The sequence below is a fragment of the Brevundimonas alba genome, from assembly GCF_011927945.1.
GTDB lineage: Bacteria > Pseudomonadota > Alphaproteobacteria > Caulobacterales > Caulobacteraceae > Brevundimonas > Brevundimonas alba.
In genome coordinates this window covers 629,180-650,623 of record NZ_JAATJM010000001.1, presented here as the reverse complement: position 1 = coordinate 650,623, position 21,444 = coordinate 629,180, and the positions used below count along the sequence as shown (strand labels likewise).

The window sequence follows — 21,444 nt, the reverse complement described above, 5'->3', positions numbered from 1 at the left end:
GAGGAGAATGTCTAGCCGAGGGCGGCGGGGGCGAGGACGACGCCGACCAGCACGGCCGCCCAGTGTGTCATGGCGCCGGTGACGACGAAGCCGTGCCAGATGGCGCGGCGGAACTTCACCTTGGGGCTGATGAAGACGAAGACCCCGGCGGTATAGATCAGGCCCCCGGCGACCAGCAGGCCCAGCGCGATGGGGTGGACCGTCTCGGTCATCGGCTTGAGCGCCAGCACGGCCAGCCAGCCAAAGCCGATATAGACCGCGCTCCAGAAGGCGTCCGAGATACGGGGCGCGACCAGTTTGGCGAAGACGCCGCCCAGAGCCACGGTCCAGACCAGGATGGTGAAGCCGATAGACCAGGCGCCCTCGAACCGCTGGGTGGTGAAGGGGGTGTAGCTGCCGGCGATCATGAGGAAGATGGCCGCCTCGTCCATGCGGCGCAGGATCGGCCGGGCGGCGCAGGGGCGGGTCTGGTTGTAGATGGTCGAGACCGTCAGCATGGCGATCAGGCACAGGGCGTAGGCGGCCGTGGCCACCACGGCGCCGACCCCGGAATAGAGCGCCGCCAGCACAGCCAGGGCGACGCCGCCGACCGCGGCGAGGGTCAGGCCGACGACGTGCACGACGAGGTCGGCCGTCTTCTCCGCCGGCGTGCGGTAGTGCTCGATCATGTCGAGCTCGTCGGGGACGCAGACCCGGCCCAGAATTCGCTTCATCGCCATCAGCATGGGCCTTTCAAGGCATACGCGGGGGCTTTCGTTCCCGAACATGCGGTCACGCTGATGACCATCCGCTGAATGCGGGGTGGATGGGTGACGAAAGCTTCGCGATGCGGCAGAAACGGCACGAATTCTTTTCCCGCGGCCTGAGACCTCCCCCCTTCGTAGGGCCGCTTCCCCGAGGTCAGTCAAATGTCTGTCGAAGTGGTCATCGTTTCCGCCGCGCGCACGCCGGTCGGATCGTTCCTGGGCGCGCTCTCGGGCCTGCCCGCATCGAAGCTGGGCGAGGTCGCCATCCGGTCGGCGCTGGAGCGGGCCGGCGTGGGGCCCGACGAGGTCGACGAGGTGATCCTGGGCCATGTGCTGCAGGCGGCGGCGGGGCAGGGCCCGGCGCGGCAGGCAAGCATGGGCGCGGGGATTCCGAAGGAGGTTCCGGCCTGGAGCCTGAACCAGATTTGCGGCTCGGGCCTGAGGGCCGTGGCCATCGCGGCGCAGCAGATCGCGCTGGGCGACGCCCGCATCGTTGTCGCCGGCGGTCAGGAGAGCATGAGCCAGGCCCCGCACGCCCAGCACCTGCGCACCGGCCAGAAGATGGGCGACCTGTCGTTGATCGACACCATGATCCGCGACGGGCTGTGGGACGCCTTCAACGGCTATCACATGGGTCAGACGGCGGAGAACATCGCCGACCGGTTCCAGATCAGCCGCGCCGATCAGGACGCCTTCGCCGTCGCCAGCCAGCACAAGGCCGAGGCGGCGCAGAAGGAAGGCCGGTTCGACGCCGAGATCGCGCCGGTGACCATCGCCTCGAAGAAGGGCGACACCGTCGTCGACAAGGACGAATACATCCGCCACGGCGCCACGCTGGAGGCCATGGCCTCGCTGCGCCCGGCCTTCTCGAAGGAGGGGTCGGTTACGGCCGCCAACGCCTCGGGTCTGAACGACGGGGCGGCCGCGCTCGTGCTGATGAGCGCCGACGATGCGAGGGCGCGCGGGCTGGAGCCGCTGGCCCGGGTGGTCTCCTCGGCCACGGCGGGCGTCGATCCGGCGATCATGGGCACGGGGCCGATCCCCGCGTCGAGGAAGGCGCTGGAGAAGGCCGGCTGGACCGTCGCCGATCTCGATCTGGTCGAGTCCAACGAGGCCTTCGCGGCCCAGTCGCTGTGCGTGCTGAAGGAGCTCGGCCTCGACCCGGCGAAGGTCAACGTCAACGGCGGAGCCATCGCCATCGGCCATCCGATCGGAGCCTCGGGCGCGCGCATCCTGACGACGCTGCTGCACGAGATGAAGCGGCGCGACGCGAAGAAGGGTCTGGCGACCCTGTGCATCGGCGGCGGCATGGGCGTGGCGATGTGCGTGGAACGGCCCTGAGATCGGCCAGGCCCTTGGGGGCCGCTATTCCGGGTTGGGGATGTCGAGGCTGGAGCGGCGGCCGTTGGTGTAGCATTCGCAGGCGGCGCGCTCGAGCGCGGCCCGGTCCAGGATGGTCACCCGGCCGCGCGAATAGCTGATCGCGCCCGCCTTCTGCAGTCCCTGTGCCGCTTCGTTCACAGTGGTGCGCTGGGAGCCGAGCAGGCTGGCCAGATATTCCTGCGTCAGGTGCAGGGTGTCGCCGTCGATCCGGTCGTGGCAGCGCAGCAGCCATTTGGCGAAGCGCTGGTCGGAGCGGTGAAGGGCGTTGCAGGCGCCGGACTGTTCCAACTCCCCCTGAAGCCCCGCGGCGTAGAGAGCGACGACCTCACGCAGGTTCGGCCGCTCGTCGGCCAGCGCCTTCAGGCGGCTGACCTCAATGCGGAGCGTCTCGCCGGGCGACTGACCCGTCAGACGCGAATAGGTTCTGACCGGGACATTGACGGCCCCCGGGGTGGTGACGCCCTCGCGGCCGACCATGAAGGTTTCGACCGTCCGGCCGTCCTCCATGTCCGCGACGCCGGAAATGATGCCGCTGAGAACGAAGTGAACGTGGGCGACCGCGTCTCCCGCCTGGGCGAAGACATGGCCCAGTTCGAATTCGAACCGGGTCGAGGCGGAGAGCACCGCATCCCGGTCTTCCGGGGACAGGCGATCAAGCAGGTGATTACGAAGCGTGGCCGAGCGCATATTCGCCGATTAGGGGATGGCGGAACGATCCGTCCGCCGGAAATCGACTTAATCTGCGAAGAGACTTGAGGAATTTCAAGCGAGCCGGAACAGCGTCGGCGAGCCGACTTTCGGCTCCCGCGCTCAGGCGGCGTTGGCGGCCTTGGCCTTCAGCTTGTCCTGATGCGCGCGCATGCCGGCGGCGATCAGTTCGGCGGCCTCGCCAGCGTCGCCCCAGCCCTTGACCGTGACCGACTTGCCCTTCTCCAGATCCTTGTAGCGGGTGAAGAAATGCTCGATCTGCTCGACCAGAATGGCCGGCAGCTGCCGGTAGCTGGCGATGTCGGTGTAATAGGGGTTCAGCTTGTCGACCGGCACGGCGAGGATCTTCTCGTCGCCGCCGGCTTCGTCTTCCATCTTCAGCACCCCGATGGGACGCGAGCGGATGATGCAGCCCGGCACGACCGGCGTCGGGTTCAGCACGATCACGTCGCAGGGGTCGCCGTCATCCGACAGGGTGTGCGGAATGAAGCCGTAGTTGCCCGGATAATACATCGCCGTGTGCAGGAAGCGGTCGACGAACAGGGCGCCCGACGCCTTGTCCATCTCGTATTTCACCGGCAGGCCGCCCTGCGGGATTTCGATGACCACGTTGACGTCCCAGGGCGGGTTCGGACCGGCGGGAATGGCGTCGATGTTCATGACGGGGCTCGTCTATGGTGCAGTGCGGTAACGGGGAGGGCGGCGTGATAGGCGCGCAACTTGCCCGAAGCAAGGCGGACTTGCCCCCGGCGGTTCGGCGGGCCACGAGTTGCAGGGCGATGGAGCGGGAGCGGCCATGACGATCTTCGAAGGCCTCGCGCTGGGTTTGTTCTTCCTGTGCTGGCTCGGCTACGGGCCGCTGCTGGCGCTTCTGGCCCGGCGCAGCGGCTCGCTGAACGACGACATGATCGTGGTGCGGCGGGCCTGGATGATGGTCATGACCCACCGGGAGGTCCGGATCGTCGACAGCCAGTTGATGGGCCACACCATCAATTCGGCGGGCTTCTTCGCCTCGACCAGCCTGCTGCTGATCGCGGCGGTCGCGAGCGTCCTGTTCGGCGGCGAACAGGCGTTGCAGGGCGTGGCCATCATTGACGAGGGCATGGGTTCGACCCGGCTGCTGGAGGCGAAGCTGGCGCTGGTGCTGCTCTGTCTGGCGCGGGGACTGCTCGATTTCATCTGGTCGATCCGGCAGATGAACTACGCCCTTGCCCTGATCGGAGCCGCGCCGGAAATGCATACGGAGTCGGACCGGGTCGCGCTGGGCGAGGCGGCGGCCAATCTGCTCAACCCGGCCCTGAGCGCCTTCAGCCAAGGGGTGCGCGGCTATTATTTCGGACTGGCGGCGGCGGCCTGGCTGTTCGGGCCGCTGTGGCTGGCTGTGGGCGTCGTGGTGGTGTTCTGCCTGCTGGTCTGGCGTCAGGCGGCCTCGCCGGCGGCCCGGGCGGTGCGGACGGCCCGGCGGCTACTGGAGCAGCATCTGCCGTCGGACTGAATGGGAATGGCGCAGCTGTTTCGCAATCGCGCACGGTTTGCGGTGAAACTCACCGCTGAAAGCGGTTACGAGGCGCTGGTTGGGACGATAATCGTCGTTACATGGCGTGATCGCAGGTGCGAAATATCCGGTTGACGCTTTGTGCACTGCACACTAGCTTGATTTTCGACGCCGCGAGGCGTCATGCCCTTCCTGGGCGTTTCCTCCCTAAAGACTTTTATGCCGCGCCCTCGGGCGCGGCTTTTTTTACGCCCGTGAGGCGCCTTGGCCGAGAGGCGGAAGATCGGTCAACAAATCGTCGATCACGCGCGCCACGCCGGCGGCGCAGCGGGACCAGCCGGGGCCGGGCTGCAGGGTCGCCTCATCGAGATACAAAGCCCGGTTCAGCTCGATCTGCACGGCGTGAAAACCCTCTGAAGGCCGGGCCCAGGCCTGTGTCGTCCAGCCGCCGGAATAGGGCTGGTTCAGCGCCACCCGCCAGCCCAGCGCCTCGAACGACCGGCGCAGCCGCCGCGTCAGCGCCGCCGCGCAGGACGAGCCGTGCCGGTCGCCCAGCACCACGTCCGGTCCGCGCGCGCCGCCGACGCCCTGCGTCGCCCGGGCCGGCATCGAATGCCAGTCGACCAGCACCGCCTCGCCGCAGCGCGCGTGGGCGGCGCGCATCAGGTCGTCGAGGGCGGCGTGATAGGGGGCATGGGTCCGCTCGACCCGGCTGCGGGCCTCGTCGAGGGAAAGCTGTCGATCATAGAGGGCCCGCCCGTCGCCGGTCAGGCGCGGAATGACGCCATACCCCGCCGTCGTTCGCGCCGATGCCGCGGCGCCCTGAAGCCCATCGACCAGCGCCGGGTCGAGATCGGCGGGATCCCGGTTCAGATCGACATAGGCGCGGCCGACCCGGCCAAACAGCAGGGCGGCGCCCTTCATGCCCGGCGTGATCAGCCTGTCGACCAGGGCGTCCTCGGCGCTGCGGAGGCTGGCCGATTCCAGCCCCGACGCCATGCCCATGTCATCGGGATACCGGTCGCCCGAATGCGGAGAGGCGAACACGAACCGGCCCGGCGCATCCGGCATGACGACGGAGAACGGCGCCCCGTCCGCCTCGTCCGCCCTGTGATCCGGTCCCTCGGCCATCGCCGCTCCTTACCGCGTTTCTCGCATCGATCCACAGGTTCGCGCCGGTTCCCTGCTTCGCCGGAACAGGGATTTTCATGGCGGGTTTACCGATCCGGTCGTAGCGTTTCGCCAACAAGACGGGGCGAAGACACTTCATGGCGCGCATTCTACTGGCCGAGGACGATCACTCGCTCCGGGGTTTCCTGACGCGGGCGCTGGAACGGGCCGGCCATTCGGTGGTCGACTGCGAGAACGGCGACGACGCGATAGACGCCCTCGATCAGGGTCCGTGGGACCTGCTGCTGACCGACATCGTCATGCCCGGCGCCGACGGCATCGAGGTGGCGCGGGTCGCCGCCAGCCGCCAGCCCGGCATCCGCATCATGTTCATCACCGGCTTCGCCGCCGTCGCCCTGTCGGCGGCCCAGGCCAGCCCGCAGGCCAAGGTGCTGTCCAAGCCCGTCCACCTGCGCGACCTCGTCGGCGAGGTTGAACGAATGGTGGCGGCGGCCTAAGGGCCTGCCGCGGCGGCGCATCCGCCCGTTCTGAAGGCAAGCCGTCATGTTGATCCTGCTCGCTTCCCTGTCGCTGACGGCTGTCCAGACGCCGTCCGATCCGGCGTTCGAGGCTGGCCGGGACATCTTCGACGCGGCGATCTGCTCGACACTGGGTTGGGAGTCGGACCGGAACCAAGCGATTTCCGTCCTCGTGGCCGTCGAAGCCGCCCATCCCGACCTGACCGAGGATCAGATCATGTCCCGGGCGACCGAGGGCGGCGCGGCCGCCCGGACGGTGTTCGAGACCGGGGTGACGGCGGCGAAGGCGGACCGCGCCAGCCTTGCCGCCTGGGGCGAGGCGATGACACTGCGTTGCGACGCCTTGGCCGGGCTCTATCCCCTGATGCTTCGGCGCGGTCCGGAAACGGAAGTGCGCTGGGCGGCCCAGCGTGCGGCGCTGGAACAGCAGATCACGGACTGACGACGGCTCATGACGCGCCGGACCATCGGTTTGGGTCTTGCGAACGGCGAAGAGGCCGGGTTATAGACCGCGCCTTCCCGTTCCCGGGCTTCCCGGGAACCGCCACGGCGGACGCGTAGCTCAGCGGGAGAGCACTTCGTTGACATCGAAGGGGTCACAGGTTCAATCCCTGTCGCGTCCACCATTCCTTCCCTGAAAACCTGATCCAGCCGGCGCTCAGCCCGCCTCGGCCTCGACGTGCCGGGCGAGCTTGTCCAGCGTCTGGTAGCCGTATTCGACGGCGCCGAAGGCAATCCCCGCATCGCGCTGCGCCGCCGTCGGATGCAGCTGGCGCAGGGTGACGACGGTCTTGCCGTTCGACTGCTCATCGAAGGTGACGATCGTCCGGAAGCGGTTCGGGTCGTCGTCGATGTCGGAGCCGTGCTCGATCTCGATCAGGCGAGGCGTGTCGATCCTCAGGAACACCATCCGGTTGGTGTAGCGGGTCCCGTCGGGGCCGGTGAAGACGAAGCGCCAGCGGCCGCCGGGACGGATGTCGATCTCCTGCGTCTCGACGTGGAAGCCTGCGGGGCCGAACCAGACCGGCAGGTGGCGGGGATCGGTCCACGCCCTGAAGACCAGATCGCGCGGCGCGGCGACGACCTTCGACAGCACGATCTCGCGGTCGATAGCCCAGGTGTCGAGGGAGGGGTCAGTCATTGTTCTTTTCCTGTGTCTGCAGATCGAGGACGTAGGCTTCCATCCGGTCGAGGCGGGCCTCCCAGAGCGCGCGCTGGTGGGCGAACCAGCCGTCGGTCAGGCGCAGGGCCTCGGGCCGCATCTCGCAGATCCGTTCGCGGCCGACCTTCCTGGTGGCGACCAGCCCGCAATCCTCCAGCACGCGGATGTGTTTGAGCAGGCTGGGCAGGGCCATCGGGAGTGGCGTGAACAGCTCGCCGACGGCGGCGGGCTTTTCGCTCAGGCGCAGGACGATGGCGCGGCGGGTCTGATCCGACAGGGCGTGGAAGACGCGGTCGACGGTCTGCTCATGGTTAGCCATGCGGCTTACCATGAGCGCGCGGGCGGAGCGTGTCAATGTTGGTGAGCTGGTTGGCTCACTGTGGAGGCGGGGTTCAGGGGCGGAGCGTCATTTCCTCCCCAACGCGACGCACTGTAGGCTTCAGGCCTGCTTCGATCCGGGGATGACGCTTGCCCAGCTTCTATGAGTTCTTCGCCGGGGGCGGGATGGTGCGGGCGGGGCTCGGCGAGGGCTGGACCTGCCTGTTCGCCAACGATTTCGACGCCCGGAAGGGACTGGCCTATCAGGCGAATTGGGGCACGGGGGGGGAACTGACGGTCGGGGACGTGCGGGCGCTGGAGGTGGCGGCCCTGCCGGGCGAGCCGGACCTGATGTGGGGCAGTTTTCCCTGTCAGGACCTGTCGCTGGCCGGGGTGCGGGCCGGGCTGGGCGGCGAGCGGTCGGGGACCTTCCACGCCTTCATGGGTCTGGTCGGAGGGCTGGCGGAGCAGGGGCGGGCGCCGCGGCTGGTGGCGGTCGAGAATGTCTGCGGCACGCTGACCTCGCACGGCGGGCGGGATTTCGAGGCCATCTGCCGGAGTTTCGCGGAGGCCGGCTACCGCTATGGCGCGCTGGTGATCAACGCCGAGCTGTTCGTGCCGCAGAGCCGGCCGCGGCTGTTCGTGATCGGGGTGCGGGAGGATGTCGAGGCCGCGCCAGAGATGCTGGCGCCGGGGCCGGTCGAGCCGTTCCATACCCGGGCGGTTCAGAGGGCGGCGGCGGCCCTGCCGGAGGACGTGCGGGCGAAGCTGCTGTGGTGGAACGTGCCGCCGCCGGAGCGGCGGGCCGCGACCTTCGCCGACCTGATCGAGGAGAGCCCCGTCGGGGTCGACTGGCATAACCAGGCCGAGACGGAGCGGCTGCTGGACCTGATGTCGCCCGTCAATTCGGCCAAGGTCGAGGCGGCGCGGCGGGCCGGGCGGCGGATGGTCGGGGGCGTCTATCGGCGGACGCGGATCGAGGCGGGCGAGCGGGTGCAGCGGGCCGAGGTGCGGTTCGACGACGTCGCGGGATGCCTGCGCACGCCCTCCGGGGGATCGAGCCGGCAGATCATCCTGGTGGTCGACGGGCCGCGGGTGCGCTCGCGGCTGATCTCGGCGCGGGAGACGGCGCGGCTGATGGGGCTGGCCGACGGCTATGTGCTGCCGCGGAACTACAACGACGCCTATCACCTGACCGGCGACGGGGTGGCGGTTCCCGTGGTGCGCCATCTGGCGCGGTATGTGTTCGAGCCGCTGGTCGGGGCGGCTGCCGCGGGACGCAGGGCCGCCTGATTTAGTGCCGGCCGGCGCCCGGGGACCGGGTGGTCAGCCGGCATTCCAGCTCGTGGATGATCTCGCCATTCTCGTCGCGGACAATGATGGCGACGCGGCCGGTCTGGGCCAGCTGGCGCGTGTGCACGGGCAGGAGTTCGGCGGCGATGCGGATAGCCACGTCGCGGGCGGTCTCGGTGTCGGCGAGGTCTTCGCCTTCATCGTCGCGAATGGCGCGGTCCGAGGAGATGTCGAAGAAGAAGCGGGGCATGTCAGCCGCCGCCGCCGGTGATCTCGACGGCTTTGGCGAACGGCTGGGTGTGAACGACGCGGCCCTTGCCGTCCTCGACATCGATGCGCTGATCGAGGCGGATGCGACCCTGCCGCGCCTCTTCGCTGATCAGGGCGCGGGCTTCGGCGAGCGCCGACTGGGCGATCGCCTCCACGCCCTCAAGTTTTCGCCCGTCGGGATCAAGGAGGCTGTCGTGACCATCGCGGAGGTGAAAATAATAGACCGGCATCAGAACCTTCGCACTGGGCGAAAGCCTGCTCAGCGGAGTCAACATAACACAAGTTAAGGCAAGTGGCACGACTTATGTTATTGTAGAGTATCACCGAACGGTTATCCGGGCTTCGGCGACAGAGAGTTTCCACGTGCTCCCGCCCCCGCTGCTGGAGCCCCCATGACCTTCGCCGACACTCCCCTTCAGATGCTTTTGCGAAGGCTGGAGCTGATCGTCGACCTCCCGGAGGAGGATCGGCAGGCGGTGCTGGCTCTGCCGCATCGCACCCGGACGGTGGAAGCCTCGACCTATCTGACCCGCGAGGGCGACGTGCCGACGGTGTGCGGCGTGCTGGGCACGGGCTTCGCCTATCGGCAGAAGCTGACCGGCGACGGCGTGCGCCAGATCGTGGCCCTGCACATTCCGGGCGACGCGCTGGACATGCAGCACCTGTTTCTGGACATGGCGGACCACAGCGTCCAGATGCTGACCCGGGGCGAGGTCGCCTTCATCCCGCGCAAGGACCTGCAGGAGCTGATCAACGCGCGGCCGCTGGTGCGGCAGGCGGTGCTGAGCAGCATCCTGGTCGAGGGCTCGATCTTCCGCGAATGGGTGCTGAACGTCGGGCGGCGCGACGCCCGGACGCGGCTGGCGCATCTGCTGTGCGAGTTCGCCAGCCGGATGGAGGCGCAGGGCCTTTCCGACGGCGAGGGCTTCGAGCTGCCTATCACCCAGGAGCAGCTGGCGGATGCGGTCGGCCTGACGCCAGTGCACGTGAACCGGACGCTGAAGTCGCTCGAGGCCGACGGGCTGATCACGCGCAACAAGCGCAACATCGTCTTCCCGTCGTGGGAGCGGATGCGTGATGTCGGGGACTTCAACCCCCGCTACCTGCACCTCGACCGGCAATTGTCGGCCCAGGTTGGCTGAACGATCAAGCGCTGACGGCCGGTCGAAAACTAACACAGGTTAGAGACGGCCTGCCGAACATGCCTAGATTTGCGGGCGGCCCCCCGAACTGCGGCACACGGGGTGACCCGCGCTCTCGCTGTTCGCCATCAGGTAATGACGCTGCTCGACATAAGAGGACAGAAGCTGAACCGCTCCTCCTCCGGTTGCCAAATCGCTCAACTTTCAGAAAAGTTGTGCCGGATTGATGCAGGTTAGAAACGCGATGCTGCATCAATGATATGTAGATGCCTTGGCTGCTTCAGGGTGTTTCTGGAACCTCTGGGCGGGCACCCATTTATTATATCATTGGCGCGATATGATTCTTGAGACTCTCCAGTCTGCTGAAAACGCGTCGTTGATGGCGCCGCAGAACCAGCTCCTGCTGGCGCTCTATCGGCTGAACCCGGCGATGCTCCTGACCCACGTGCGGGAGGTGACGCTGACAGCCGGCGATACGGTCAGCGAGGAGGGGGTCGTGCCCCGCACCGTGATCTTTCCCGAGGGCTGTCTGCTGTCCAGCGTCGCCAGCATGGCGGACGGCCGGATGGTGGAAGTGGCTGCGCTGGGCCAGGGCGACGCCGCCGGCCTGCTGTCCTGCCTGACCTCGGCGCCCGAGACCTGCCGGACGGTGGTGCGGATCGGAGGCCCGGCCCGGACCATAGCCGCGTCGGTGCTTCGGTCGGCGGCGGACGAGGACGAGGGCGTGCGGCGGGCGCTGCTTCAGACGGTCCGGCATGTCGCCGTCCGGGCCGAGCACGAACTGGCCTGCAGCGCCCTGCACGACGTGACGGCGCGGCTGGCGAAATGGCTGCTGCTGACCTGCGCCCGCACCGGCAAGCAACGCCTGCCGCTGACGCAGGACGACATGGCGGTGATCCTCGGCGTGCAGCGAACGACACTCAACGCCAGCGCCCTGCACCTGAAGTCCGCTGGCGCGGTTCGCTATAGCCGGGGCGTGCTGGAGGTGCTGGACGCCGGCCGGCTCGAGGCGATGGCCTGCGAATGCTACGGCCATGCCGTTCGCGATTTCGAACCGGAAGGCGCGCCCGGACATCGACACGTGGCCTGAGGCCTAGCGGCCGTAGATCCGGTCCAGCGCCCGGGCGACGGGAATGAGACTCTCCACCTCCGGATCGAACCGCTCGCCGGCTGCAAGACGACGGGCCCAGTCGGCGGCGGCCCGCCCGCCCCAGGCGTCGGGCGGCGAGGCGAGCAGCCGGCGCGAGGTGCCCTCGAACCGCTCGGCCGTGAAGTCGTAGAAGGAGCCGCCGACATTGCGCAGCTCGGCGCCGCCGCGCTCGCCGTAGAGGCTGGCGGCGATGACCGCATCCTGCCCCGCCGGCAGCCGCCACGAACAGGCCAGCCGCACCACCGCGCCGGTGTCGAGGGTCAGGGTGGCGACCGCGTAATCCTCGGCCTTTTCGGCGCCGGCGAGGGGTCGGCTCTCCGAGAACAGATGCGAGGAGACGTCGACGACCGCCGTGTCCTCCAGCAGCCACAGGGCCAGGTCGACGAGGTGGACGCCGAGGTCCATGACGCAGCCGCCCCCGGACAGGGCCGGATCGTAGAACCAAGGCTTGTCCGGCCCATAAGCGTTGTGGAAGGTCAGATCGACGGCATGGACGCGGCCCAGCGCGCCGGCGCGGATCGTCTCGCGGATGCGGATCGCCGCTTCGGTGAAGCGGTAGCTGAGATCGACGGCGAGCAGGCGGTCGGCGCGGCGGGCGGCCTCGACGACCTCGCGCACCTCGGCCTCGGTGCGGCCCAGCGGCTTCTGGCAGAAGACGGCCATGCCGCGGTCGAGGGCGCGCCGGGTCTGCTGGGCGTGCAGGGCGCTGGGGGTGGCGATGACCACGCCGTCGAGATCGTGATCCAGCAGTTCGTCGAAGCTCGCCGCCTGTCCGGCCCCGGGCGCGAGACCGGCGGCGTCGGCGCGCATGGCCTCTGACGGATCGGCGATGACGGCGGCCTCGACGGCGCCGGTGGCGAGCATGGCCTCCATCCGGTGACGGCCGATCCAGCCGACGCCGAGGAAGCCGATGCGCGGCTTGCGCGTCGGAGCGGCGACGGGCGGGCGTTCGAGAAGGGCGTCGGTCATGGCATCATCACCAGAGCCTTGAGGAAGCCGTCCGGGCGGTCGCGCGTGGCGTCCAGCGCCTCGTCCAGCCGGTCCAGCGGATAGGCATGGCTGTAGAGCGGGGTCGGATCGAGCCGGCCCGAGACCACCGCCTCCACCGCCTCGCGGACGCCCTGCGCATAGACGGCGGGATCGCGTTCGTGGGCGTTGACGACGTCGAGGCCACGCCAGTTCCACAGCTGCATATTGATCTGCCGCGGGCCGTCCTGATGGTAGCCGGCGATGACCAGCCGCCCCCGCTCCTTCGTCAATTCGGCGGCGAGATCGAGCGGCCACTGCTTGCCGACGGCCTCGATCACCACGTCGCAGAAGGCGCCGCCGGTCAGCTCGTTGACGCACGAGATGATGCCGTAGTGATCCTCCATCGGGATGGTCTCGGCCGCGCCCATCCGAGTGGCGAGGTCGAGCGAGAAGGGGCGGCGCGAGATGGCGATGACCCGGGCGCCGGCCTCGGTCGCCAGCCGCGTCAGCACCGCGCCGAGGAAGCCGATGCCGACGATCGCGACGGTGTCGCCGGACTTGATCCCGCTGCGCCGGAAGATGTTGAAGGCGCAGCCCAGCGGCTCGCCGGGGAAGGGCTGGCCATCCAGCTCGGACGGCAGGCGGACCACCGCCGCCTCGTCGGCGACGTCGTATTCGGCGTAGCTGTGGTGCGACAGGGAGGCGACCCGCTCGCCGACGCGGACCGAGGTGACGCCCTCGCCGACGGCGTCGACCAGGCCCCAGCCCTCATGACCCATGCCGCCGGGCTCGGTCGGGAAGGTCATCCACTCCGGCCCCGCCCACGGCGTCAGGTTCGAAGCGCAGACGCCGCAACCCTCCAGCTTCACCCGCACCTGTCCGGGACCGGGCTCGGGCAGGGGCGCATCGCGGACTTCCATGAGGCCGGGGCCGGTGACCACGGCGGCGCGCATGGTGCGGGTCCTGTCCAGAACGTCGGTCATGTCTTGTCTCCAGAGGGGCTGTCTTCGGGCTCCGCGAGCGTGTCGAGGACGACGCCCGGGGCGACATCCTGGCGGAGCTCGTCGAGGTCGGGGTCGCTCGCCGGCACGTCGAGGCGTTCGGCGATGCGGGTCACGAGGTCGATCAGGCGGGTGACCTCATGCTCGGCCAGCAGGTTGATCTGCAGGTCCAGCTCGGCCCGCTTCCGCTCGGCGGCGGAGATGCGGTTCTGGCTGATCAGGATGAAGGTCGAGAGGAAGATGGCCTCGACCGAGGCGGCCATGGCGAGGACGACCAGGCTGGGGTCGAACCGCAGGGACTCCGGACCGAGGGTGTTGATCAGGATCCAGCCCCCGAACATCGCCAGATGCAGCAGGACGAAGGGCATGCTGCCGGCGAAGTCGGTGATCGCCTGCGACAGCCGCTCGCTGGGTCCTGCCGCCCGCGCGGCCGCCTCGCGCCGGTCCCGCATCTCGGCGATGTTGCGGCGCAGGACGAAGGCCATGCCTTCCACGCCGACGCTGTCGGGAGTGACCATCGGCCATCAGGCGCCGACGGCGGCGGCGGCGTCGCGTTCGCTGCGCAGGCGTTCGCCGTCGAACCAGTCGATGGTCCGGCGCAGGCCTTCTTCCAGCGGCGTGGTCGGGCGCCAGTCCAGCACCTCGGCGGCGCGGGCGATGTCGGGCCGGCGCCGGCGGGGGTCATCGATCGGCAGGGTCTGATAGGTGACCTCAGACGACGAACCGGTCAGGTCGAGCACGACCTCGACCAGTCGGGAGACCGTCATCTCGACAGGGTTACCGAGGTTGATGGGACCGGGCTGGGGGCCGTCGTGCTCCATCAGGGCAATCAGGCCGCCGATCATGTCGTCGACGTAGCAGAACGACCGGGTCTGGCTGCCGTCGCCGAAGACGGTGATTGGCTGGTCGGCCAAGGCCTGGCTGACGACGTTCGACACGACCCGGCCGTCGGCGGCGGACAGGCGCGGGCCGTAGGTGTTGAAGATGCGCGCGACCCGCACCTCGCCCCGACCCGCGCGGTCGTAGTCGAAGGTCAGGGTCTCGGCGGCGCGCTTGCCCTCGTCGTAGCAGGCGCGGGGGCCGATCGGATTGACGTTGCCCCGATAGGTCTCGGGCTGCGGATGCACCTCCGGATCGCCATAGATCTCGCTGGTCGAGGTCAGCAGGAACCGCGCGCCGGACCTCTGCGCCAGCTGCAGCAGGTGGGTGACGCCGACCACGCAGGTCAGCATCGTGTGCTCGGGATCGGCCTGGTACTGCGGCGGCGAGGCGGCGCAGGCGAGATCGTAGACGCGGTCGAAGCGCCGCTCGGCCAGACGCACCGGAAGGGGATCGACCACATCGTGGCGGACGAACTCGAAATTCGGCTTTTTCATCGCCTGTTCGAGGTTGGCGAGGTCGCCGGTCTGGAGGTTGTCGAGGCAGACGACGTGGTGACCGTCCGCCAACAGACGATCGCACAGGTGGGAGCCGAGGAAGCCGGCGCCGCCGGCGACGAGGACCGACTTCCGGTCCGTGACGTTTCTCATCGAAGTCTCCGTGGATCTGGCGGGCAGGGGGTCGCCGCGCTGTGCGTGGGCGGCGAGCAGTTCGCGCTCGACCGTTTCGGCGCGATGGGCGGGGGTGTGGGCGGCGAGGATCCGCTCGCGGGCGGCGAGGCCCATGCGGCGGCCTTCGGAGGGCGGGGACTGCAGGGCGGCGACCACGTCGTCCGCCGACCGGGCGAGGACGATCTCGCGGTCTGGCGTGAACAGCTGGCCGAGCCCGTCCCAGACGTCGGAGATGACCGGGGCGGCGCAGGCGGCGGCCTCGAAAAGGCGGATCGAGGGGCTGAAGCCGGCCTCGACCATATCGGCGCGGGTGGCGTTCAGGGTGAAGCGGCTGGCGGCGTAGAAGGCCGGGTGGTCGGCGGGCGGCACATGGTCGATGCGCTGAACGTTGGCCGGCCAGTCGATGTCGTCCGGGTACTGAGGACCGGCGACGACGAAGCTCATCTGCGGCAGACGGCGGGCGGGCTCGATCAGCAGGCGTTCGAGCACCGGCTGGCGGTCCTCGCTCCAGGTGCCGAGGTAGGACAGGTCCCAGCGGCGGGGGGCGTCGACGGGCCGGTACACGTCGGGGTCGGCGGAGCAGTAGAGGGCGCGGGCGGCGGGCGATCCATAGGTCCGCTCGATCCGCTCCAGCGTCGGCCCGCCGGTGAAGGAGAAGTAGACGTCGTAATCCGGGATCTGGCGCGGCGAGAGATAGTCGCAGTCGTGCCGCTCCAGCCGGGCGAGGGTCACCGGCGTGTCGATGTCGTAGAAGGCGACGACGCCCTGCGCCGTGCGCCGGGCCCAGTCCCCGACCGCGATCCCGTCGGGGACATAGGAGCCGACGATCACCGCGTCGGCGGCGGCGACATCGGCCGCGAAGGCCTTGAGGCCGTCCAGCCCGTCGTAGAATTCCAGCTCGCAATAGTCCGGATTCTCGAGGTCGCGGTGGGCCGCATACCAGGGCGTCTCGCGCTCGAGGAAGAGGATGCGGTGGCCGCGCTCCGCCATTGCCTTCAGCAGGGCGCGGAAGGTGACGGCATGGCCGTTGCCCCACGACGACGACAGGCTGAGGCCCAGAACGACGATGTTCATCGGCCGGCTCATGCGGCGCTCCTTTCGCGGCGGGCGGCGAGGGACTGGCGGAACAGGGCGTCGGCCTCGTCGGCGCGGCGTGCGTAGGTGTGTTCGGCCAGCACCCGGCGGCGCGCGGCCTCGCCGATGGCGCGGGCGCGTTCCGGCGTCAGGGCGGCGAGATGCTCCGCCACCTCCCGCCCGTCGCGGGCGACCAGCACCTCCTCGCCGGGTTTGAGGAACTGGTCGATGCCTTCCCAGTGGTCCGTGATCAGACAGGCGCCGGCGCCGGCGGCCTCGAACACACGCGTGGCCGGCGAGAAGCCGTTCTCGGCCATGCTGTCGCGCGAGACGTTGAGCACCGCCAGCGACGAACAGTTGAAGGCGTTGTGGTCCGCCGTGCCGACGTGGCCGAGGGCGCGGACGTTGGCCGGCAGCGGCTTGTCGTGCCAGCCATTGCCTCCGAGCAGGAAGCTGCGGTCCGGCAGGGAGGCGGCGGGCTCGATGAAGAACCCCTCGATCCGCGCCTCGCGGTCCGGCAGCCGGTTGGCCAGCAGCGACAGGTCGGCCGCGAAGCGCGCCTGCGGCTCGACCGGGTGGTGGGTGGTGGGGTCCAGCGCATTGTAGATCGGCCGGCACATCCGGGCGCCCAAGGCCTCGAACGCCCCGACCACGGGCGGGCCGCCGCCGTAGGTCAGGACCATGTCGATCTCGCGCAGGGCGCGGCGCAGCGGATGCTCCGGCTGGCCCCGGATCTCCGCCAGGGTCGCGGGCGCGTCGACATCCCAATAGACGGTTAGGGCGTCCGGTCGGGCATGATCGAAGACGGTCAGCAGTTCGTCGTCGAACACCCCGACGCCCGATGCCTTGACCACCACGTCGGCGTCGGCGGCCCGGGCGACGACTTCGCGGCAGGCGCCGGGCGTATTGTCCCAGACCACCACCGTCGCCCACACCGGCGGATCGATGTCGCGGTGCTGCTGGCGGTCGAAGGCGTCGGGTTCGTAAAAGGTCACCTCCCAGCCGCGCGCCGCGAGCTCGCGCAACATGCCGCGATAGTAGGTGGCCGCGCCGTTCCAGTAGGCCGACAGCAGGCTGGACCCGTAGAAGGCGATCTTCATCAGGCGGTCTCCATTTCGGGGGCGGCGGGCGCGTTCAGGCGGGCGGCGATGGCGAGCAGTTCATCGACGCGATGGGTGCAGGTGTGGCGGGCGCGGATGGTGGCGAGGCCGCGCTCGGCCAGGGACCGGCGCAGGTCGGGGTCGGCCTTCAGATCACGCAGGGCGCGGGTCATGGCGGGGCCGGAATGGACCATCAGGAAGTCCTCGCCGACGGTGAACAGGCCCTCGCTGTCCTCCCACGGCGCGCTGACCAGGGGAATGCCGCAGGCCAGGGCCTCGAACACGCGGATGGTGGGGATGCCCGGCAGCTGGCGGACGTAGAACCGGCGCGGCACATGCACCGTGGCCATGTGGCGCGCGAAGGCGGCGGGCGCGGCGGCGTTGGCCAGCCAGCCGTGATAGCGGACCCCGTACCGCTTCAGCATCGCCAGCGCCTCGGACGGATAGCGGACGCCGTGGATGTCGAGGCTCAGCTCCGCGTCGCGGGCAGGGGCGAACAGGAAGGTCTCCAGCTCTTTCGTGCGTTCGCCGTCGCCCCAGTTGCCGATCCAGATCAGGGCTTCGCGCGGTCCTTCGTCCGTGGGCGGATGGAAGAGGCGGATGTCGGCGGCCTCGTGCCAGACGAAGACGCGGTCGCCCCAGCCCCAGCGGCGGTAGACGTCGGCCAGGGTCTCGCCGAAGGCCAGCACTCCGTCATAGCCAGACAGATCGAAGGCGCGGATGCCGTCGGGCTCGCTGACGGCCCGGTGGTGGGTGTCGTGGAACAGCAGGCTGAAGCGGCCACCGCGCTTGCGGGCCTTGCCGATGGCGGCGACCAGCGAGGGCGCGTTCCACTCGTGGACGATGACCAGACCGGCGCCGTCCAGCGCCTGTTCCAGCTTCGGTTCGTCGAAACGCCGGCTACCCAATTCGGGGTATGCTCGGCGATACGGCTCAAGCCCGGCCTCGCCATGGTCCGCGATCAGATTGGCCCGGCTCCAGGAGTCGCGCGGCTCGTGCACCGCCACCTCGTGCCCTCGCTCGATCAGGTCGCGAAGCACGCCGCGCAGGAAATGGGCGTTGCCGTGGTTCCAGCACGACTCCAGCGAGTGGGTGAAATAGACGACCTTCACGCCGCCACCTCCGGGAAGGGGGCGCGGGCCGCGAGCGCCTCGCCGTAGACCGCCAGCGTGCCCTCGATCATGGCGTCGACGGTGAAGCGGGCGCTCCGCTCGGCGGCGCACCGGCCCAGTTCCTCCGCTCGTTCCGGATCGTCGAGCAGGCCGTCCAGAGCCTCCGCCACGGCCGCGTCATCCTCGGCCGGGACGAACACCGCGGCGCCCTGCCAGAGTTCGCGGAAGGTCGGGATGTCGGACAGGACGAGGGCGCAACCGGCCTGCGCCGCCTCCAGCACGCCGAGCCCGAACGGCTCGTAGAGCGACAGGGAGGCGAACACCGCCGACCGCTCCAGATGGGCCGCCAGCACCGGCGCATCGAGTTGGTTCAGGCACAGGATGTGGTCGAAGGCGACGGTCTGTCCGTCGGGGCCTTTCAGCGATCCGGCGGCGTGCACCTGTCCCCGCATCCGCCCGGCGGCGCGGTCGAGCGTGCGAAAATTCTTGCCCTCATCCCACAGCCGGCCGGAGGTCATCACGACCGGATTTCGGCGGGCGGCCGGAACGCGGGTCGGGGGCGTCCGTCCGTTGCGCACGGCCTGCGGAAGGACGCCGTAGAGGGCGGCGGTCTCCTGCATGAAGGAGTAGCTCGGCGCGATGAGCCGGTCGCAGGCGGCGTAGCCCCGGGTCAGCAGATCAGTGCGCCAGCGGAACGGCTCCGGCATCGGCTCTTCGCCCTTCACCGTGCTCCACCAGCTGGCGAGGCAGGAGTGGCAGGCGCCGACGACCGGCGCCCGGAACCGGCCCTCGGCGGTCAGGGCCGGGGTGTTGAGATGCACCAGATCCGCGCCCTGGGCCGTCGCCAGCCGGGCCACGCCGTGGGCGGCGGCGGCAACCGCGCCGGCGTCTCCGGCGGTCCAGTCGAGCGGCAGGCCCGTCTCGACGACAGTCAGGCCGGCGATCCGCTCGGCGGCCCGGCGCTGGCCTGGCTGGGGCGCAGGGCCGAGCACGGCCAGCGTCACTTCGATCCCCCGCGCGATCAGGCCGGCGGACAGGTCGAGCGCATAGGTCCAGACGCCGCCGACGGCGTCCGTGTTCATCAGCACACGGCGCGGCTGGATCGCCGTCATGCCGCGACCGTCTGCGGCGCGTTGACGAGGCTGCTTTCGGACCGCAGCCAGCGGGCGAGGTCGGCGACGCCCTCGCGCCAGCCGGTCGGCTCAGGCAGGTCCAGAGCCGCGCGCGCGGCCGAGGCGTCGGCGACGAAGTAGCGCTGGTCCCCCGCCCGCCAGTCCTCGAACCGCACGTCGGCGCGGCGTCCGGTCAGCCCCTCGATCTGGGTTATCAGCCGGCGGAGGCTGACGGCGTTGGCCGGTCCGCCGCCGAGGTTGAAGGCACGTCCACTGACCTCTCCGATCCGCTCCAGCGCGGCGACATAGGCGTCCACGGCGTCATTGACGTGCAGGATGTCGCGCACCTGTTTTCCGTCCCCGAACAGGGTGATCGGCTCGTCGTTCAGGGCGCGGATCAGGAAGTGGGCGACCCAGCCCTGATCCTCGGTCCCCATCTGCCGGGGGCCGTAGATGCAGCTCATCCGCATGACGCAGGCGGGCACGTCGAAGCTGCGGGCGTAGTCGAGGACGTACTGGTCCGCCGCGCCCTTGGAGCAGCCATAGGGGGTGTGGAAATCAAGCGGCCGCCGCTCGTCCACGCCCGCGGAACGCAGGGCCGGATCGGCCGGCGTCCAGGCGTCGTCGACCAGTTCCAGATCGACGTCGGCGAGGTCGCCATAGACCTTGTTGGTGCTGGCGAAGATCACCGGCGTGCGCCGCTCCCGCGCCGCCTCGAGCAGGTTCAGCGTGCCGCCGAGGTTGATGTCGAAATCCTCGCGCGGATTGGACAGGCTGGTGGTGACCGCCACCTGCGCCGCGAAGTGGAAGACCGCGTCGGCCTCCTCCACCGCCGCCCTGACCGCCGCCGCGTCCCGCACATCCGTCTGCAGATTGCGGATGCGCGAGCGATGTCGCAGCAGCAGCCATTTGAGGTTCTGCTCGACGCCCGGCCGCGCCAGCGAGTCCATCAGGACGACGTCGTGACCCTCGCCCGCCAGCCGGTCCGCCAGATTGCTGCCGATGAAGCCCGCCCCGCCGGTGATCAGGATGCGGCTCATGCGACGAGGCCCCGCATCTCGAGCTCGCGCCGGGCTTCGACCACCCGATCCTCGGCCTCCTGCCGCGCGACCCATTCGGCCAGCTCTTCCAGCCCTTCGGAGAAGTCCGCGCGCGCCTCGTAGCCGAGCACCTCGCGCGCCTTGGTCAGGTCGGGAATGTTGTGCCGGATGTCGCCGGCGCGGGCCTGCTGGATGATCTGCGGCGCCAGATCGGCGCGGCCCATGGAGGCGGCCTGCAGGCGGGCGACCTCTTCGACAGTGCGGTCCTCGCCGGAGCCGATATTGAGCACCTGTCCGTCGGCTTCCGGCTTCTCCAGCGCGAGCATGAAGGCGCGGGCGACGTCGGAGACGTGGACGAAGTCGCGCCGTTGCTGGCCGTCCTCGAACACCATCGGCGCCTGGCCGTTCGCGATCCGTGAGGCGAAGATGGCGAGCACCCCCGTGTAGGGGTTCGAGAGCGCCTGACCGGGGCCGTAGATGTTCCACAGCCGCAGGGCGCAGCTCTCCATCCCGTACTGGGCCGTCAGGGTCAGGGTCAGCCGCTCCTGGACGAATTTGTTGATGGCGTAGACGCTCTTCAGCGCGGTCTGTTTGGTCTCGGGGGTGGGCACGGGGATTAGCGGCCGGCCCCGCGCGTCCAACGGGTCCCAGCTGCCATCTGCATTGCGCGGGCCGCGGACCACGTCCTGCATCAGCTCGCCGTCGGCAGTGCGGTACAGGCCCTCGCCGTAGATGCTCATCGACGAGGCGACGACGACCCGCTGCACCGGCTGATCGATCAACTGCTGGAACAGGACGGCAGTGCCGTAGTCGTTGACCGAGGTGTAGCGGTCGATGGCGTACATGCTCTGGCCGACCCCGACCTCGGCGGCCAGATGGATCACCTTGTCGACGCCGGACAGGGCGGCGAGCACGGCCGTCTCGTCGCGGATGTCCCCGACCATCAGTTCGACCTCGGGATCGAGCTCGTCGGGCCGGGTGCAGGTCGGGTGGACCTGCTCGATCAGGCTGTCCAGCGCCCGCACGCGATGGCCTTTCTCCAGCAGCGCCCGGGCCACATGCCGGCCGACGAAACCGGCGCCGCCGGTGATCAGAATCGTGTCGCCCATGAGGTCCCCCGATCAGACGGCGGAGGCGGGGAGAGCGTCGAGCGGCGCCCGATACGGGGCG

At 69.5% G+C, this 21,444-nt stretch carries 24 protein-coding genes and 1 tRNA gene; 8 read left to right on the top strand and 17 right to left on the bottom strand.

Translation table 11 applies throughout. The features are described 5' to 3' along the window. Positions 1-11: 11 nt before the first annotated feature. Positions 12-725 carry a PAQR family membrane homeostasis protein TrhA gene (gene trhA / locus GGQ87_RS03215; RefSeq protein WP_168045261.1) on the bottom strand — a complete coding sequence of 238 codons (714 nt, stop codon included), beginning with the start codon at positions 723-725 and terminating at the stop codon, positions 12-14. A 183-nt stretch (positions 726-908) separates the two neighbouring features. Here trhA and GGQ87_RS03210 point away from each other — a divergent pair, with 183 nt between their 5' ends. Continuing rightward, on the top strand, positions 909-2,087 hold the full coding sequence (locus GGQ87_RS03210) for an acetyl-CoA C-acetyltransferase (protein ID WP_168045260.1): 1,179 nt from the start codon (positions 909-911) through the stop codon (positions 2,085-2,087). 24 nt (positions 2,088-2,111) lie between these two features. On the opposite strand, the gene GGQ87_RS03205 is transcribed toward GGQ87_RS03210, so the two are convergent. Together GGQ87_RS03205 and ppa are read right to left on the bottom strand one after the other, a co-directional pair. Then, positions 2,112-2,816: a Crp/Fnr family transcriptional regulator gene (locus tag GGQ87_RS03205; protein WP_168045259.1), complete on the bottom strand. Its 705-nt coding sequence runs from the start codon at positions 2,814-2,816 to the stop codon at positions 2,112-2,114. 123 nt (positions 2,817-2,939) lie between these two features. Further along, positions 2,940-3,497 carry an inorganic diphosphatase gene (gene ppa / locus GGQ87_RS03200; RefSeq protein WP_168045258.1) on the bottom strand — a complete coding sequence of 186 codons (558 nt, stop codon included), beginning with the start codon at positions 3,495-3,497 and terminating at the stop codon, positions 2,940-2,942. Positions 3,498-3,633: 136 nt separating this feature from the next. Here ppa and GGQ87_RS03195 point away from each other — a divergent pair, with 136 nt between their 5' ends. Beyond that, positions 3,634-4,332: a DUF599 domain-containing protein gene (locus tag GGQ87_RS03195; protein WP_168045257.1), complete on the top strand. Its 699-nt coding sequence runs from the start codon at positions 3,634-3,636 to the stop codon at positions 4,330-4,332. Positions 4,333-4,578: 246 nt separating this feature from the next. Here GGQ87_RS03195 and GGQ87_RS03190 read toward each other — a convergent pair whose 3' ends face one another. Then, the gene (locus GGQ87_RS03190; RefSeq protein ID WP_168045256.1) at positions 4,579-5,463 is read right to left on the bottom strand and encodes an N-formylglutamate amidohydrolase; all 885 of its coding nucleotides are present in this window, start codon (positions 5,461-5,463) and stop codon (positions 4,579-4,581) included. Between the two features lie 137 nt (positions 5,464-5,600). On the opposite strand from GGQ87_RS03190, the gene cpdR reads away from it, so the two are divergent. From cpdR to GGQ87_RS03175, 3 genes are all read left to right on the top strand, one after another. Continuing rightward, complete coding sequence (cpdR, locus tag GGQ87_RS03185; protein ID WP_168045255.1) at positions 5,601-5,960, top strand: cell cycle two-component system response regulator CpdR; 360 nt, start codon at positions 5,601-5,603, stop codon at positions 5,958-5,960. A gap of 46 nt (positions 5,961-6,006) precedes the next feature. Then, entirely contained in the window at positions 6,007-6,423 is a 417-nt protein-coding gene (locus tag GGQ87_RS03180; protein ID WP_168045254.1) for a hypothetical protein, read from the top strand. 109 nt (positions 6,424-6,532) lie between these two features. Then, positions 6,533-6,607: transfer RNA gene (locus GGQ87_RS03175), tRNA-Val, on the top strand. A 32-nt stretch (positions 6,608-6,639) separates the two neighbouring features. On the opposite strand, the gene GGQ87_RS03170 is transcribed toward GGQ87_RS03175, so the two are convergent. Further along, complete coding sequence (locus tag GGQ87_RS03170) at positions 6,640-7,122, bottom strand: SRPBCC family protein (RefSeq protein WP_168045253.1); 483 nt, start codon at positions 7,120-7,122, stop codon at positions 6,640-6,642. Then, positions 7,115-7,462: an ArsR/SmtB family transcription factor gene (locus tag GGQ87_RS03165; protein ID WP_168045252.1), complete on the bottom strand. Its 348-nt coding sequence runs from the start codon at positions 7,460-7,462 to the stop codon at positions 7,115-7,117. The genes GGQ87_RS03170 and GGQ87_RS03165 overlap by 8 nt, the downstream gene beginning before the upstream one ends. A 149-nt stretch (positions 7,463-7,611) precedes the next feature. Between GGQ87_RS03165 and GGQ87_RS03160 the strand changes: the two genes are divergently transcribed. Beyond that, positions 7,612-8,754, top strand: coding sequence for a DNA cytosine methyltransferase (locus GGQ87_RS03160; protein ID WP_168045251.1), 1,143 nt, complete (start codon positions 7,612-7,614; stop codon positions 8,752-8,754). Position 8,755: 1 nt separating this feature from the next. On the opposite strand, the gene GGQ87_RS03155 is transcribed toward GGQ87_RS03160, so the two are convergent. Both GGQ87_RS03155 and GGQ87_RS03150 read right to left on the bottom strand, forming a co-directional pair. Beyond that, positions 8,756-9,004, bottom strand: coding sequence for a DUF6894 family protein (locus GGQ87_RS03155; RefSeq protein WP_168045250.1), 249 nt, complete (start codon positions 9,002-9,004; stop codon positions 8,756-8,758). Position 9,005: 1 nt separating this feature from the next. Beyond that, positions 9,006-9,254 (bottom strand): DUF6894 family protein, encoded by a 249-nt coding sequence (locus GGQ87_RS03150; protein ID WP_168045249.1) that lies wholly within the window; start codon positions 9,252-9,254, stop codon positions 9,006-9,008. A 162-nt stretch (positions 9,255-9,416) separates the two neighbouring features. On the opposite strand from GGQ87_RS03150, the gene GGQ87_RS03145 reads away from it, so the two are divergent. Both GGQ87_RS03145 and GGQ87_RS03140 read left to right on the top strand, forming a co-directional pair. Continuing rightward, complete coding sequence (locus GGQ87_RS03145) at positions 9,417-10,166, top strand: Crp/Fnr family transcriptional regulator (protein WP_168045248.1); 750 nt, start codon at positions 9,417-9,419, stop codon at positions 10,164-10,166. A 379-nt stretch (positions 10,167-10,545) separates the two neighbouring features. Next, the gene (locus tag GGQ87_RS03140) at positions 10,546-11,256 is read left to right on the top strand and encodes a Crp/Fnr family transcriptional regulator (RefSeq protein ID WP_168045247.1); all 711 of its coding nucleotides are present in this window, start codon (positions 10,546-10,548) and stop codon (positions 11,254-11,256) included. 3 nt (positions 11,257-11,259) lie between these two features. Here GGQ87_RS03140 and GGQ87_RS03135 read toward each other — a convergent pair whose 3' ends face one another. The 9 genes from GGQ87_RS03135 to GGQ87_RS03090 are packed head-to-tail and all read right to left on the bottom strand — an operon-like array spanning position 11,260 to position 21,383. Beyond that, a complete protein-coding gene (locus GGQ87_RS03135; RefSeq protein ID WP_168045246.1) occupies positions 11,260-12,285 on the bottom strand; it encodes a Gfo/Idh/MocA family protein in 1,026 nt (341 codons plus the stop codon). Beyond that, the gene (locus tag GGQ87_RS03130; protein WP_245161405.1) at positions 12,282-13,268 is read right to left on the bottom strand and encodes an MDR/zinc-dependent alcohol dehydrogenase-like family protein; all 987 of its coding nucleotides are present in this window, start codon (positions 13,266-13,268) and stop codon (positions 12,282-12,284) included. The genes GGQ87_RS03135 and GGQ87_RS03130 overlap by 4 nt, the downstream gene beginning before the upstream one ends. Then, positions 13,265-13,804, bottom strand: a complete 540-nt coding sequence (locus GGQ87_RS03125) for a DUF1003 domain-containing protein (protein ID WP_168045245.1) — start codon at positions 13,802-13,804, stop codon at positions 13,265-13,267. The genes GGQ87_RS03130 and GGQ87_RS03125 overlap by 4 nt, the downstream gene beginning before the upstream one ends. 6 nt (positions 13,805-13,810) lie before the next feature. Then, positions 13,811-15,922, bottom strand: coding sequence for a bifunctional glycosyltransferase/UDP-glucuronate decarboxylase (locus GGQ87_RS15340; RefSeq protein WP_245161404.1), 2,112 nt, complete (start codon positions 15,920-15,922; stop codon positions 13,811-13,813). Beyond that, the gene (locus GGQ87_RS03110) at positions 15,919-17,010 is read right to left on the bottom strand and encodes a CgeB family protein (RefSeq protein WP_209282383.1); all 1,092 of its coding nucleotides are present in this window, start codon (positions 17,008-17,010) and stop codon (positions 15,919-15,921) included. Before GGQ87_RS03110 ends, GGQ87_RS15340 begins: the two co-directional genes overlap by 4 nt. Next, positions 17,010-18,122 carry a glycosyltransferase family protein gene (locus GGQ87_RS03105; protein WP_168045244.1) on the bottom strand — a complete coding sequence of 371 codons (1,113 nt, stop codon included), beginning with the start codon at positions 18,120-18,122 and terminating at the stop codon, positions 17,010-17,012. The genes GGQ87_RS03110 and GGQ87_RS03105 overlap by 1 nt, the downstream gene beginning before the upstream one ends. Continuing rightward, entirely contained in the window at positions 18,119-19,234 is a 1,116-nt protein-coding gene (locus tag GGQ87_RS03100; protein ID WP_209282382.1) for a glycosyltransferase family 4 protein, read from the bottom strand. Before GGQ87_RS03100 ends, GGQ87_RS03105 begins: the two co-directional genes overlap by 4 nt. Next, a complete protein-coding gene (locus GGQ87_RS03095) occupies positions 19,231-20,274 on the bottom strand; it encodes an SDR family NAD(P)-dependent oxidoreductase (RefSeq protein WP_245161403.1) in 1,044 nt (347 codons plus the stop codon). Before GGQ87_RS03095 ends, GGQ87_RS03100 begins: the two co-directional genes overlap by 4 nt. After that, positions 20,271-21,383 carry an NAD-dependent epimerase/dehydratase family protein gene (locus GGQ87_RS03090; RefSeq protein ID WP_168045242.1) on the bottom strand — a complete coding sequence of 371 codons (1,113 nt, stop codon included), beginning with the start codon at positions 21,381-21,383 and terminating at the stop codon, positions 20,271-20,273. The genes GGQ87_RS03095 and GGQ87_RS03090 overlap by 4 nt, the downstream gene beginning before the upstream one ends. Positions 21,384-21,444: the final 61 nt, after the last annotated feature.

What these genes read in the sequence shown, in the direction of transcription:
- trhA (WP_168045261.1), bottom strand. Translation starts at nt 725, where the DNA reads ATGCTGATGGCGATGAAGCGAATTCTGGGCCGGGTCTGCGTCCCCGAC.
- GGQ87_RS03210 (WP_168045260.1), top strand. Translation starts at nt 909, where the DNA reads ATGTCTGTCGAAGTGGTCATCGTTTCCGCCGCGCGCACGCCGGTCGGA.
- GGQ87_RS03205 (WP_168045259.1), bottom strand. Translation starts at nt 2,816, where the DNA reads ATGCGCTCGGCCACGCTTCGTAATCACCTGCTTGATCGCCTGTCCCCG.
- ppa (WP_168045258.1), bottom strand. Translation starts at nt 3,497, where the DNA reads ATGAACATCGACGCCATTCCCGCCGGTCCGAACCCGCCCTGGGACGTC.
- GGQ87_RS03195 (WP_168045257.1), top strand. Translation starts at nt 3,634, where the DNA reads ATGACGATCTTCGAAGGCCTCGCGCTGGGTTTGTTCTTCCTGTGCTGG.
- GGQ87_RS03190 (WP_168045256.1), bottom strand. Translation starts at nt 5,463, where the DNA reads ATGGCCGAGGGACCGGATCACAGGGCGGACGAGGCGGACGGGGCGCCG.
- cpdR (WP_168045255.1), top strand. Translation starts at nt 5,601, where the DNA reads ATGGCGCGCATTCTACTGGCCGAGGACGATCACTCGCTCCGGGGTTTC.
- GGQ87_RS03180 (WP_168045254.1), top strand. Translation starts at nt 6,007, where the DNA reads ATGTTGATCCTGCTCGCTTCCCTGTCGCTGACGGCTGTCCAGACGCCG.
- GGQ87_RS03170 (WP_168045253.1), bottom strand. Translation starts at nt 7,122, where the DNA reads ATGACTGACCCCTCCCTCGACACCTGGGCTATCGACCGCGAGATCGTG.
- GGQ87_RS03165 (WP_168045252.1), bottom strand. Translation starts at nt 7,462, where the DNA reads ATGGCTAACCATGAGCAGACCGTCGACCGCGTCTTCCACGCCCTGTCG.
- GGQ87_RS03155 (WP_168045250.1), bottom strand. Translation starts at nt 9,004, where the DNA reads ATGCCCCGCTTCTTCTTCGACATCTCCTCGGACCGCGCCATTCGCGAC.
- GGQ87_RS03150 (WP_168045249.1), bottom strand. Translation starts at nt 9,254, where the DNA reads ATGCCGGTCTATTATTTTCACCTCCGCGATGGTCACGACAGCCTCCTT.
- GGQ87_RS03145 (WP_168045248.1), top strand. Translation starts at nt 9,417, where the DNA reads ATGACCTTCGCCGACACTCCCCTTCAGATGCTTTTGCGAAGGCTGGAG.
- GGQ87_RS03140 (WP_168045247.1), top strand. Translation starts at nt 10,546, where the DNA reads ATGGCGCCGCAGAACCAGCTCCTGCTGGCGCTCTATCGGCTGAACCCG.
- GGQ87_RS03135 (WP_168045246.1), bottom strand. Translation starts at nt 12,285, where the DNA reads ATGACCGACGCCCTTCTCGAACGCCCGCCCGTCGCCGCTCCGACGCGC.
- GGQ87_RS03130 (WP_245161405.1), bottom strand. Translation starts at nt 13,268, where the DNA reads ATGACCGACGTTCTGGACAGGACCCGCACCATGCGCGCCGCCGTGGTC.
- GGQ87_RS03125 (WP_168045245.1), bottom strand. Translation starts at nt 13,804, where the DNA reads ATGGTCACTCCCGACAGCGTCGGCGTGGAAGGCATGGCCTTCGTCCTG.
- GGQ87_RS15340 (WP_245161404.1), bottom strand. Translation starts at nt 15,922, where the DNA reads ATGAGCCGGCCGATGAACATCGTCGTTCTGGGCCTCAGCCTGTCGTCG.
- GGQ87_RS03110 (WP_209282383.1), bottom strand. Translation starts at nt 17,010, where the DNA reads ATGAAGATCGCCTTCTACGGGTCCAGCCTGCTGTCGGCCTACTGGAAC.
- GGQ87_RS03100 (WP_209282382.1), bottom strand. Translation starts at nt 19,234, where the DNA reads ATGACGGCGATCCAGCCGCGCCGTGTGCTGATGAACACGGACGCCGTC.
- GGQ87_RS03095 (WP_245161403.1), bottom strand. Translation starts at nt 20,274, where the DNA reads ATGAGCCGCATCCTGATCACCGGCGGGGCGGGCTTCATCGGCAGCAAT.
- GGQ87_RS03090 (WP_168045242.1), bottom strand. Translation starts at nt 21,383, where the DNA reads ATGGGCGACACGATTCTGATCACCGGCGGCGCCGGTTTCGTCGGCCGG.